At 51.9% G+C, this 12,782-nt stretch carries 8 protein-coding genes; 3 read left to right on the top strand and 5 right to left on the bottom strand.

The annotated features are described in order from the left end of the window. Positions 1–116 precede the first annotated feature (116 nt). Complete coding sequence (locus OGX92_RS00855; protein ID WP_003834672.1) at positions 117–1,307, top strand: MFS transporter; 1,191 nt, start codon at positions 117–119, stop codon at positions 1,305–1,307. Positions 1,308–1,310: 3 nt separating this feature from the next. On the opposite strand, the gene yfaE is transcribed toward OGX92_RS00855, so the two are convergent. The 4 genes from yfaE to ubiG all read right to left on the bottom strand — a co-directional run bounded on the left by yfaE (position 1,311) and on the right by ubiG (position 6,239). Then, positions 1,311–1,565, bottom strand: coding sequence for a class I ribonucleotide reductase maintenance protein YfaE (gene yfaE, locus OGX92_RS00860; RefSeq protein WP_286586126.1), 255 nt, complete (start codon positions 1,563–1,565; stop codon positions 1,311–1,313). Next, on the bottom strand, positions 1,565–2,695 hold the full coding sequence (gene nrdB, locus OGX92_RS00865; RefSeq protein WP_003834668.1) for a class Ia ribonucleoside-diphosphate reductase subunit beta: 1,131 nt from the start codon (positions 2,693–2,695) through the stop codon (positions 1,565–1,567). Before nrdB ends, yfaE begins: the two co-directional genes overlap by 1 nt. A gap of 110 nt (positions 2,696–2,805) precedes the next feature. Continuing rightward, on the bottom strand, positions 2,806–5,091 hold the full coding sequence (gene nrdA / locus OGX92_RS00870) for a class 1a ribonucleoside-diphosphate reductase subunit alpha (protein ID WP_286586127.1): 2,286 nt from the start codon (positions 5,089–5,091) through the stop codon (positions 2,806–2,808). Positions 5,092–5,510: 419 nt separating this feature from the next. Next, complete coding sequence (gene ubiG, locus OGX92_RS00875) at positions 5,511–6,239, bottom strand: bifunctional 2-polyprenyl-6-hydroxyphenol methylase/3-demethylubiquinol 3-O-methyltransferase UbiG (RefSeq protein ID WP_008785314.1); 729 nt, start codon at positions 6,237–6,239, stop codon at positions 5,511–5,513. 158 nt (positions 6,240–6,397) lie between these two features. Between ubiG and gyrA the strand changes: the two genes are divergently transcribed. Continuing rightward, positions 6,398–9,037, top strand: a complete 2,640-nt coding sequence (gyrA, locus tag OGX92_RS00880) for a DNA topoisomerase (ATP-hydrolyzing) subunit A (protein ID WP_003834662.1) — start codon at positions 6,398–6,400, stop codon at positions 9,035–9,037. A gap of 121 nt (positions 9,038–9,158) precedes the next feature. Further along, positions 9,159–12,005, top strand: a complete 2,847-nt coding sequence (gene rcsC / locus OGX92_RS00885; RefSeq protein ID WP_125112621.1) for a two-component system sensor histidine kinase RcsC — start codon at positions 9,159–9,161, stop codon at positions 12,003–12,005. 118 nt (positions 12,006–12,123) lie between these two features. Here the strand turns inward: rcsC and rcsB are convergent, their stop codons facing one another. Further along, the gene (rcsB, locus tag OGX92_RS00890) at positions 12,124–12,774 is read right to left on the bottom strand and encodes a response regulator transcription factor RcsB (protein WP_003027592.1); all 651 of its coding nucleotides are present in this window, start codon (positions 12,772–12,774) and stop codon (positions 12,124–12,126) included. Positions 12,775–12,782: the final 8 nt, after the last annotated feature.

Genomic DNA, 12,782 nt, shown 5'->3' on the forward strand with positions numbered 1-12,782 from the left:
TATAATGGACCTGTTTATACTTGCGGTCTACCGTAAAATCACACTTCGACGCACCTGTCCGTAGTTCAGTTGAGCTGAGCGTTGCCTGCGTGCGCCGTCTGGACAGGTTGTCGAATATGAAAGAAAAACTGTGGACGAAAGATTTTTGGGCAATAACGATAATCAGCTTTATTATATTTTTTGTTTTTTATGTCCTGCTCACGCTGTTACCGATCTATATTTCGGATCGCCTGCATGCCACTCCAGATAAGGCCGGATTATTAGTCACCTTCTTTTTGGGGGCCGCAATTGTTGTGCGCCCGTTTGCGGGACAATGGGTAGGAAAATATTCGAATAAAACAATTCTGGTGCTCTCTTCTCTGGCCTTTTTGGTGGTCACTGCGCTGTATCCTGTTTGCCACTCAATTGAATCACTGCTGTTGATTCGGGTGCTTCATGGTGTAACGTTTGGCGTTATTACCACGGTAAAAGGAACGATTTCCGCGCGGTTGATACCGGCCTCCCGACGTGGGGAGGGCATCAGTTTTTTCTCGTTAGCCATGGGACTGGCAATGGTTGTGGGGCCGTGGGTAGGGCTGAACATGGCACGCTGGGGAGCTTTTACCACAGCATTCTGGCTGTGTAGCGCGGTTGCCGTACTGGGTATTATCCTGTCATTGATTGTCGCCGTACCGCCGGTTATCCGTCATGCTGACGGCTCAAAACCGAAGCTGGGATTTGCGGCAATGTTTGATCGCGCCGCACTGCCTTTCGCGATGGTGACGTTTTTCATGACCTTTTCCTACGCGGGCGTTTCCGCTTTTCTCGCACTGTATGCGCGCGAGCTCGATCTGATGGCCGCCGCCAGTAATTTCCTGTTGTGTTACGCCATTTGCCTGATGATCTGTCGAACCTTTACCGGCAATGTTTGTGATAAAAAAGGGCCGAAATACGTGGTCTATCCGTGTTTGCTGGCTTTCACAGTCGGGCTGGTGGCGCTTGGCTATACTAACGGTAGCATTATGATGATTATTTCCGGTGGATTAATTGGCATCGGTTATGGTTCGGTCACACCCGTATTTCAGACACAAATTATTAGTTCGGTGGAACCCCATAAAATTGGTATCGCCAATTCGCTGTTTTTCAATGCGATGGATGCAGGAATGGCAATCGGCGCGTTTATCATGGGGATGATGGTCGAGGGTGTGGGATATCGGGCGATTTATCTGGTGGGGGCGCTGCTGGTGGTGCTGGCCGGGGCGTTGTATATCATGCAGATGAAAAAACGCGGAGACGTGGTACTGGTCTCCGCGCATGAAGTTCACTAAACACTACAGCTCTATTTCAATATCGCCTTTTGCCCGGCAACAGCACGGCAATATTTCACCGGGCTGAATGAAGGCCAGCGGTTCTGCAATCCAGTCAACCTGTCCCGCCATCAGGCGGGTACGGCAGGAGCCGCAGTAGCCTTCACGACACTGATATTCGACTTCAACATCGTGCGACTCGAGCGCGGCAAGCAGGGAAGGGTGTTCATCCTGGCACAGCAACTGCGTGCCAGAGATGCGCAGAGTCACGCGGCCCATCAGAGCTGGAAGTTACTCAGATCGTCAGTATCGACTTCGGCATCGATCTGGCCGACCAGATAAGAGCTGACTTCCACTTCCTGCGGCGCAACCTGGACGTTGTCAGACACCAGCCAGGTATTGATCCAAGGGATCGGGTTAGAACGTGTCTGGAATGGCAGATCGAGTCCAACAGCCTGCATACGGATGTTGGTGATGTACTCAACATACTGGCACAGAATGTCTTTGTTCAGGCCAATCATTGAGCCATCACGGAACAGATAGTCTGCCCACTCTTTTTCCTGCAGCGCGGCCTGTACGAACAGGTCGTAGCACTCTTGTTTGCACTCTTCGGCAATTTCCGCCATCTCCGGATCGTCCACGCCGCTGCGCAGCAGGTTCAGCATATGCTGAGTACCGGTCAGGTGCAGGGCTTCGTCGCGGGCGATCAGACGAATAATTTTCGCGTTGCCTTCCATCAGTTCACGTTCGGCGAAGGCGAAAGAGCAGGCGAAGCTGACATAAAAGCGGATCGCTTCCAGCGCGTTCACGCTCATCAGGCACAGATACAGCTTCTTCTTCAGCTCACGCAGGTTTACGACAACCGTTTTACCATTAACGGTATGCGTGCCTTCACCGAGCAAATGCCAGTAGCTGGTCATCTCGATCAATTCGTCGTAGTAGCTGGAGATGCCTTCTGCGCGTTTCTGGATTTGCTCGTTGGTGACGATATCGTCAAACACCACCGCCGGATCGTTAACAATATTACGGATGATGTGGGTGTAAGAGCGGGAGTGGATCGTTTCAGAAAACGCCCACGTTTCCACCCAGGTTTCCAGTTCAGGGATCGAGATTAACGGCAGCAGCGCGACGTTAGGACTACGTCCCTGAATGGAGTCCAGCAGCGTCTGATACTTCAGGTTGCTGATGAAGATATGTTTTTCATGTTCCGGCAATGCCTGGAAGTCGATACGATCGCGAGAAACATCGACTTCTTCCGGACGCCAGAAGAAAGAGAGCTGCTTTTCGATCAGTTTTTCAAAGATGTCATATTTTTGCTGATCGTAGCGGGCGACGTTCACCGGCTGGCCGAAGAACATCGGTTCCAGAAGCTGATCATTTTTCGTCTGTGAAAAAGTGGTGTATGCCATTGATGTGAATCCTGTCTGGAATGTACTGCCGGATGCGCTTTGCTTATCCGGCCTACAATACCGCGAATTAATTTGTAGGCCGGGTAAGCGCTACGCCACCCGGCAAAAGATTAAATCTTACATGCGCCGCTTTCGCAGCCATCGTCCTGAATGGACGGTACCAGATCGTCCTGAGAGTCTTCCGCACCGTCACGGGTGTTCTGATAATACAGCGTTTTAACACCAAATTTGTAGGCGGTGAGCAGGTCTTTCAGCAACTGCTGCATCGGTACTTTTCCGGACGGGAAGCGCGACGGATCGTAGTTGGTGTTGGCGGAAATCGACTGATCGATAAATTTCTGCATGATGCCTACCAGCTGCAGATAGCCGTCGTTGTTTGGCATTTCCCACAGCAGTTCGTATGCGTCGTGCAGGTGTTCGTAGTCCGGCACGACCTGACGCAGAATCCCATCTTTCGATGCTTTGATGCTCACGTAACCGCGTGGCGGTTCAATGCCGTTGGTGGCGTTGGAGATCTGTGAAGAGGTCTCGGACGGCATCAGGGCTGACAGCGTGGAGTTACGCAGGCCGTGAGTCTTGATAGATTCACGCAGCTGTTCCCAGTCCATATGCAGCGGTTCGTTAGCGATAGCATCAAGATCTTTTTTATAGGTATCAATCGGCAGAATACCTTTCGCATAGGTGGTTTCGTTAAACCATGGGCATGCGCCTTGCTCTTTTGCCAGCTCGTTAGAAGCCTTCAGCAGGTAATATTGAATCGTTTCAAAGGTTTTGTGAGTCAGGTTATTGGCGCTGCCGTCAGAGTAGCGTTTACCGTTTTTCGCCAGCCAGTAAGCGTAGTTGATCACGCCAATACCCAGCGTACGACGACCCATCGCACCGCGTTTGGCGGCCGGAATCGGATAATCCTGGTAATCGAGCAGCGCATCCAGCGCACGTACCGCCAGTACAGCCAGCTCTTCCAGTTCGTCCAGACTTTCGATAGCGCCCAGGTTAAATGCGGACAGCGTACACAGCGCAATTTCGCCGTTTTCATCGTTAACGTCGGTCAGCGGTTTGGTCGGCAGGGCGATTTCCAGGCACAGGTTGGACTGGCGTACCGGCGCGACAACCGGATCAAACGGGCTATGGGTGTTGCAGTGGTCAACGTTCTGAATGTAGATACGACCGGTCGAGGCACGTTCCTGCATCATTAGTGAGAACAGCTCAACTGCTTTTACGCGCTGTTTGCGGATGCTGTCGTCGTTTTCATATTGGGTGTACAGACGCTCGAACTCATCCTGATCGGCGAAGAACGCGTCATACAGACCCGGGACGTCGGACGGGCTAAACAGGGTGATGTCGCCGCCTTTCAGCAGACGGGTGTACATCAGCTTGTTGATTTGTACGCCATAGTCCATGTGACGAACGCGGTTGCCTTCGACGCCACGGTTGTTTTTCAGGACCAGCAGGCTTTCAACTTCCAGGTGCCACATTGGGTAGAACAGCGTGGCTGCACCACCGCGTACGCCCCCCTGAGAGCAGGATTTCACCGCAGTCTGGAAATGCTTGTAGAACGGAATACAGCCGGTGTGGAACGCTTCACCGCCGCGAATCGGGCTACCCAGCGCACGGATGCGACCAGCGTTAATGCCGATACCGGCACGCTGAGAAACGTATTTCACAATTGCGCTGGAGGTTGCGTTGATGGAGTCCAGGCTGTCGCCGCACTCGATCAGTACGCAGGAGCTGAACTGACGCGTTGGGGTACGCACGCCGGACATAATTGGCGTCGGCAGCGAGATTTTGAACGTAGAAACGGCGTCGTAGAAACGTTTTACATATTGCAGACGTGTTTCACGCGGATAGTTAGAGAACAGGCAAGCCGCTACCAGAATGTAGAGGAACTGTGCGCTTTCATAGATCTCACCGGTAACACGGTTTTGCACCAGATATTTACCTTCCAACTGCTTCACCGCAGCGTAGGAGAAGGTCATATCACGGTCGTGTACGATGAACGAGTCCATCTGCTTGAACTCTTCTTCCGTGTAGTCTTCCAGCAGATGATTGTCGTATTTGCCCATTTCAACCATTTTCACGACATGGTCGAACAGCTTTGGCGGTTCAAACTCACCGTAGGCTTTTTTACGCAGGTGGAAAATCGCCAGACGGGCAGCCAGATACTGATAATCCGGCGCTTCGCGGGAGATCAGGTCGGCGGCTGCTTTGATGATTGTTTCATGGATGTCGGAGGTCTTGATTCCGTCATAAAACTGAATGTGGGAGCGCAGCTCGACCTGAGAAATCGATACGTTATTCAGTCCTTCTGCCGCCCAATCCAGAACTCGGTGGATTTTGTCGAGATTGATGCGCTCTGTACTACCATCACGCTTTGTCACCAGCAGACTCTGATTCATGTGGTTTTTTACCTGTCCGTGAAAGAAAAAATATCCCCCACATTATCCACAGAGTCATGTTGTGACTAAGTCTGTGGATAAATACTATATGTAGGGGTTGTTTGATAAAATAGACGCTATATGGTGAGTATTCTAGTAGGGATTCTTTTCAGCACAAGAGTTGATTTTGAGGTTAAATTGAGGTTGCAAAAGGGTGATAATCGCTAAGTGCGCGTCTTATAAGGCCTGGCGAGGATGTCAATAATTGAGAAAAAAAATAGAAAATTTGATCGAGTGCTGATTTCTTCATCTAAGGCAAGGAAAGTTCTTATGATCTGGCACAGGATTTGTAGGCCTGATAAGCGAAACGTCATCAGGCATGGTTCCAGTAAGCAGGCCGGATGGCGGCGTAGCACGCTTTTTCCGGCCTACAGGTGCAGTTAATCAACCTTGGCGGTGGTATGTACCATATAGTTCACATCAACGCCCGGGCCAAGTTTGAAGGTGTTGGTTATGGGGTTGTAATGCAGGCCGGTCATATGACGCTCTTTCAGTACGGTCTGGTCAACCCACTCTAATAATTCAGCAGGCTTAATAAACTTTTTCACATCGTGCGTGCCTTTCGGCACCATGCGCAGAATATATTCCGCTCCGACCACCGCCATCAGCCAGGATTTACCGTTGCGATTAAGCGTGGAGAAAAATACTTCGCCACCCGGTTTGACCAGCCTGGCGCAAGCTCTGACCACTGACTGTGGGTCTGGCACGTGCTCCAGCATTTCCATACAGGTGACAACGTCATACTGATGTGCATGCTTTTCCGCATGCTCTTCGACGGTTTCTTGTACGTACTCTACCTGGATACCGCTTTCCAGCGCATGCAGTTTCGCTACCTGCAGCGGTTCAAAACCCATGTCCAGTCCGGTGACGGTGGCGCCTTCGCGCGCCATACTCTCCGCCAGAATACCGCCGCCGCATCCGACGTCGAGTACCTTTTTACCAAACAGGCCGCCTGAGCGCTCAGTAATATAGCCCAGACGCAGTGGGTTAATGCGGTGCAGCGGCTTAAATTCACCCTCAAGATCCCACCAGCGTGACGCGACTGCTTCAAACTTGGCAATTTCTTCATGGTCAACGTTGTGAGCTACCGGAGGTTTTTCGGCATTCATGGGGGCTTCTACTCCTAAATTTGCGATGCAAATGAGTATATCAGCCTGACGGGATGAATAAAGCCTCTGTCAGGGGGAATCCATTTACCTGAATCTGCACGGATGTGTTATAATTTGCGACCTTTGAATCCGGGATACAGTAGAGGGATAGCGGTTAGATGAGCGACCTTGCGAGAGAAATTACACCGGTCAACATTGAGGAAGAGCTGAAGAGCTCCTATCTGGATTATGCGATGTCGGTCATTGTTGGCCGTGCGCTGCCGGACGTCCGAGATGGCCTGAAACCGGTTCACCGTCGCGTACTTTACGCCATGAACGTATTGGGCAACGACTGGAATAAAGCCTATAAAAAATCTGCCCGTGTCGTTGGTGACGTAATCGGTAAATACCACCCTCATGGTGATACCGCCGTTTACGACACCATTGTTCGTATGGCGCAGCCATTCTCCTTGCGCTACATGCTGGTAGATGGTCAGGGTAACTTTGGTTCTGTCGATGGCGACTCCGCAGCGGCGATGCGTTATACGGAAATCCGTATGTCGAAAATCGCCCATGAGCTGATGGCTGACCTGGAAAAAGAAACGGTTGATTTCGTCGACAACTATGACGGCACCGAACAAATTCCTGACGTCATGCCGACCAAAATTCCTAACCTGCTGGTGAACGGTTCGTCCGGTATCGCGGTAGGTATGGCGACCAACATTCCGCCGCACAACCTGACCGAAGTGATCAACGGCTGTCTGGCATATATTGACGATGAAGACATCAGCATTGAAGGGCTGATGGAACATATTCCGGGTCCGGACTTCCCGACTGCCGCGATCATCAACGGTCGTCGTGGTATCGAAGAAGCCTACCGTACCGGTCGTGGCAAAGTGTACATTCGCGCACGCGCGGAAGTCGAAGCGGATGCCAAAACGGGTCGTGAAACCATCATCGTTCACGAAATTCCGTATCAGGTAAACAAAGCGCGCCTGATTGAGAAAATCGCCGAGCTGGTAAAAGACAAACGCGTTGAAGGCATCAGCGCGCTGCGTGACGAGTCTGACAAAGACGGTATGCGCATCGTGATTGAAGTGAAACGCGATGCGGTCGGGGAAGTGGTTCTGAACAACCTCTATTCCCAGACCCAACTGCAGGTTTCCTTCGGTATCAACATGGTTGCATTGCACCATGGCCAGCCGAAGATCATGAACCTGAAAGATATTATTGCCGCGTTCGTACGTCACCGCCGTGAAGTCGTTACCCGTCGTACTATCTTTGAACTGCGTAAAGCCCGCGACCGTGCGCACATCCTTGAAGCGCTGGCGATTGCGCTGGCGAACATCGATCCGATCATCGAACTGATCCGCCGCGCGCCGACCCCGGCTGAAGCGAAAGCTGCGCTGGTTGCGCGTTCGTGGGAACTGGGCAACGTTTCCGCCATGCTGGAGCGTGCCGGTGATGACGCCGCGCGTCCTGAATGGCTGGAGCCGGAATTTGGCGTGCGTGACGGTCAGTACTACCTGACTGAACAGCAGGCCCAGGCGATTCTGGATCTGCGTTTGCAGAAACTGACTGGCCTTGAGCACGAAAAACTGCTCGACGAATATAAAGAGCTGCTGGAACAGATCGCTGAACTGCTGCACATTCTGGGCAGCGCCGATCGTCTGATGGAAGTTATCCGTGAAGAGATGGAGCTGATTCGTGAACAATTCGGTGACGCTCGTCGTACTGAAATCACCGCGAACAGCGCTGACATCAACATCGAAGATCTGATTAGCCAGGAAGATGTTGTCGTAACCTTGTCTCATCAGGGCTACGTGAAATATCAGCCGTTAACCGATTACGAAGCGCAGCGTCGTGGCGGTAAAGGTAAATCAGCAGCACGCATTAAAGAAGAAGACTTTATTGACCGCCTGCTGGTAGCCAACACCCATGACACGATCCTCTGCTTCTCCAGCCGTGGTCGTTTGTACTGGATGAAGGTCTATCAGTTGCCGGAAGCAAGCCGTGGCGCGCGTGGACGTCCAATCGTCAACCTGCTGCCGCTGGAAGCTAACGAACGTATTACCGCAATTCTGCCAGTACGTGAGTACGAAGAGGGCGTGAACGTCTTCATGGCAACCGCCAGCGGTACCGTGAAGAAAACGGCGCTGACCGAATTCAGCCGTCCGCGTTCTGCCGGTATTATTGCGGTTAACCTGAACGAAGGCGACGAACTGATTGGTGTAGATCTGACATCCGGCAGTGACGAAGTCATGTTGTTCTCTGCGGCAGGTAAAGTGGTGCGCTTTAAAGAAGATGCTGTCCGTGCAATGGGTCGTACCGCGACCGGTGTACGCGGTATCAAGCTGGCGGAAAAAGATAGCGTGGTATCGCTGATCGTTCCGCGCGGTGAAGGTGCGATCCTGACCGTTACTCAGAACGGTTACGGTAAACGTACGGCGGCGGAAGAGTATCCGACCAAGTCTCGTGCCACCCAGGGCGTTATCTCCATCAAGGTTACCGAGCGCAACGGTTCCGTTGTTGGCGCAGTGCAGGTTGAAGATACCGACCAGATCATGATGATCACCGACGCAGGTACGCTGGTACGTACTCGCGTGTCGGAAATCAGCGTGGTAGGACGTAATACCCAGGGTGTGATCCTTATCCGTACTGCGGAAGACGAAAACGTCGTGGGTCTGCAACGCGTTGCTGAACCGGTTGATGATGAAGAGCTCGACTCCATCGACGGAAGTGCAGCTGAAGGTGACGAGGATATCGCACCTGAAGCGGAAAGCGATGACGATGCAGCAGCGGATGACGCTGACGAGTAATTAAGACGCTATAAAAAGGGCCGGAGAAATCCGGCCCTTTTTTTAATGGCATTGCGACAAAAGACATTTACCGCTACCTTAACCACACTCTATTAATGCCCTGAGGCGGAGCTTCGCCCCTTTGAAATACCTTGCTTCCGTTCATTCAACCCTAAAAGTCTCACGCTACCTGTTCAGAGCGTTGGCGCTCGTTATCTGGTGTCTGATTGCGTTTGCTTCCGTGTTCTACATTGTGAATGCGCTGCACCAGCGAGAGTCTGAGATCCATCAGGAGCTTAATCTCAGCTCCGATCAGGCCCAGCGCTACATTCAGCGCACATCTGATGTCATTAAAGAACTGAAATATATTGCCGAGAATCGCTTAACGGCGGAAAACGGCGTGATGTCGCTGCGGGCGCGAGATGATAAAACCGTCGTGCCGAATTTTGAGCCGTTGTTTGCCGACTCCGACTGTTCTGTCATGGGCAACGCCTGGCGAGGTTCTCTGGAATCACTGGCATGGTTTATGCGCTACTGGCGCGACAACTTTTCCGCCGCCTATGATTTAAATCGAGTGTTCCTGATTGGCAGCGACAACCTCTGTATGGCCAATTTCGGCTTGCGTGATATGCCTGTCGAACGTGACGAGGCCCTGAAGGCGCTGCATGAGCGCATTATTAAGTATCGTAATGCTACGCAAGACGAAAATGGCAACAACTTGTTCTGGATCAGCCAGGGGCCACGTCCGGGAGTAGGGTATTTCTATGCGCTGACGCCGGTTTACCTCGCCAATCGCCTCCAGGCGCTGTTGGGCGTAGAGCAGCCAATTCGCATGGAGAATTTCTTCACGCCGGGCAGTTTACCGATGGGCGTGACCATCCTCGACGAAAATGGGCATGCGCTAATTTCTCTCACTGGCCCTGAAGGGAATATTAAGGCTGAGCCCCACTGGATGCAGGAACGCTCCTGGTTTGGTTACACACCGGGTTTCCGCGAGCTGGTATTGAAGAAGAATCTGCCTCCGTCCTCCCTGAGCATCGTGTACTCCGTACCGGTCGATCTGGTGCTGGAGCGGATCCGCATGATGATCCTGAACGCTATCTTGTTGAACGTGCTGGTCGGGGCGGCATTGTTTATGCTCACGCGCATGTATGAACGGCGCATTTTTATTCCAGCGGAAAGCGATGCTCAGCGTCTGGAAGAACATGAGCAGTTTAACCGTAAAATCGTAGCTTCTGCGCCGGTGGGTATTTGTATTCTGCGCACGATGGATGGCATTAACATCCTGAGTAACGAACTGGCGCACACCTATCTGAACATGCTGACGCATGAAGACCGTCAGCGGTTAACGCAAATTATTTGCGGCCAACAGGTCAATTTTGTTGATGTGCTGACCAGCAACAATACCAATCTGCAAATCAGCTTTGTGCACTCGCGCTATCGCAATGAAAACGTGGCAATTTGTGTCCTGGTTGATGTCAGTGCGCGCGTTAAAATGGAAGAGTCGTTGCAGGAGATGGCGCAGGCGGCGGAACAGGCCAGCCAGTCCAAATCGATGTTCCTTGCGACGGTGAGCCATGAGCTACGTACACCTCTATATGGCATTATCGGTAACCTTGATTTGTTGCAAACCAAAGAGTTACCGAGTGGGGTGGATCGTCTGGTAACGGCGATGAATAACTCTTCCAGTCTGCTGCTGAAAATTATCAGCGATATTCTCGACTTCTCAAAAATTGAATCTGAACAGCTGAAGATTGAGCCGCGAGAGTTTTCACCGCGTGAAGTCATGAACCATATTACGGCTAACTATTTGCCGCTGGTGGTCCGCAAGCAGTTGGGGTTGTACTGCTTTATCGACCCGGATGTGCCTGTGGCGCTGAATGGCGATCCGATGCGTTTACAACAGGTGATTTCTAATCTGCTGAGTAACGCAATCAAGTTTACCGATACCGGTTGTATTGTGCTGCACGTGCAGTGCAGCGGCGACTACCTGAGCATTCGAGTGCGTGATACCGGTGTAGGGATCCCTGCCAAAGAGGTGGTTCGGTTGTTCGATCCTTTCTTCCAGGTGGGGACTGGCGTACAGCGTAATTTCCAGGGAACGGGACTCGGTTTGGCGATTTGTGAAAAACTGATCAGCATGATGGATGGGGATATTTCCGTCGATTCCGAGCCGGGAATGGGGAGTCAGTTTACGCTACGTATTCCGCTGTATGGCGCACAGTATCCGCTGAAAAAGGGTGTTGAAGGATTGGCTGGCACGCGTTGCTGGCTGGCAGTACGTAATGCGTCATTGTACCATTTTCTCGAATCCAGCCTGACGCGTAACGGGATGACGGTGCTGCGATATGAGGGACAACAGCCCGATGCGGATGACCTGCTGGTGGCTGACGATGTGCTGGAACAGGCGTGGCAGGGACGGGCTGCGGTGATTTTCTGCCGCCGCCATATTGGCATTCCGCTGGAAAGAGAGCCTGGAGAATGGGTACACAGCGTGGCGTCACCGCACGAACTGCCTGCGCTGTTGGCGCATATATACAGTGTAGAGCTGGGGAGTGAAGATCTCTCCACGGCGCTGCCAGCCCCGGATAAAGCCGGTGCGACGAACGATGACATGATGATCCTGGTTGTTGACGATCACCCTATCAACCGGCGCTTACTGGCCGATCAGCTGGGATCGTTGGGATATCAGTGTAAAACGGCGAATGACGGTGTGGATGCGCTCAATGTACTCAGCAAAAACCATATCGACATTGTGCTGAGTGACGTCAACATGCCAAATATGGATGGTTATCGCCTGACGCAGCGTATCCGCCAGCTAGGGTTAACGCTGCCTGTTGTGGGGGTAACGGCAAACGCGCTTGCCGAAGAAAAGCAGCGTTGTCTGGAATCAGGTATGGATAGCTGTCTGTCCAAGCCGGTGACCTTAGACGTATTGAAGCAAACGCTGGCGGTCTATGCGGAAAGAGTGAGAAAAACGCGGGGATAGGGAATAAAAGAGCCGGATGGCGGCGTTAGTCTTATCCGGCCTACGAAACGTGCACGATGCTGTGTGTTCGTAGGCCTGATAAACGCAGCGCCATCAGGCATTTTGACGTGATAAAGAATTATTCTTTGTCTGACGGACTCAGCGTCACGGAGGAGAGGTAATTCAGCAGTGCGATATCGTTTTCCACACCGAGCTTCATCATTGCCGATTTTTTCTGGCTACTGATGGTTTTAATGCTGCGGTTGAGCTTTTTGGCGATCTCAGTAACCAGGAAACCTTCGGCAAACAAGCGCAGAACTTCACTCTCTTTCGGTGACAGACGTTTGTCGCCATAGCCGCTGGCGCTGATTTTCTCCAGCAGACGAGACACGCTTTCCGGGGTAAATTTCTTACCTTTCTGCAGCGCGGCCAGCGCTTTTGGCAGGTCGGTTGGCGCACCTTGCTTCAGTACGATCCCTTCAATATCGAGATCCAGTACCGCGCTCAGGATAGCCGGATTGTTGTTCATGGTCAGAACGATAATCGACAGGCTCGGGAAATGACGCTTGATATATTTAATTAACGTGATCCCATCACCGTATTTATCTCCCGGCATGGAGAGGTCGGTAATCAACACATGCGCATCCAACTTAGGCAAATTGTTGATCAGTGCAGTGGAGTCTTCAAATTCGCCGACAACATTTACCCACTCGATTTGCTCAAGTGATTTACGAATACCGAACAGTACAATCGGGTGGTCATCGGCAATAATTACGTTCATAGTGTTCATGTATTGGG

The organism is Citrobacter sp. Cpo089, assembly GCF_030332695.1.
Lineage (GTDB): Bacteria > Pseudomonadota > Gammaproteobacteria > Enterobacterales > Enterobacteriaceae > Citrobacter > Citrobacter portucalensis.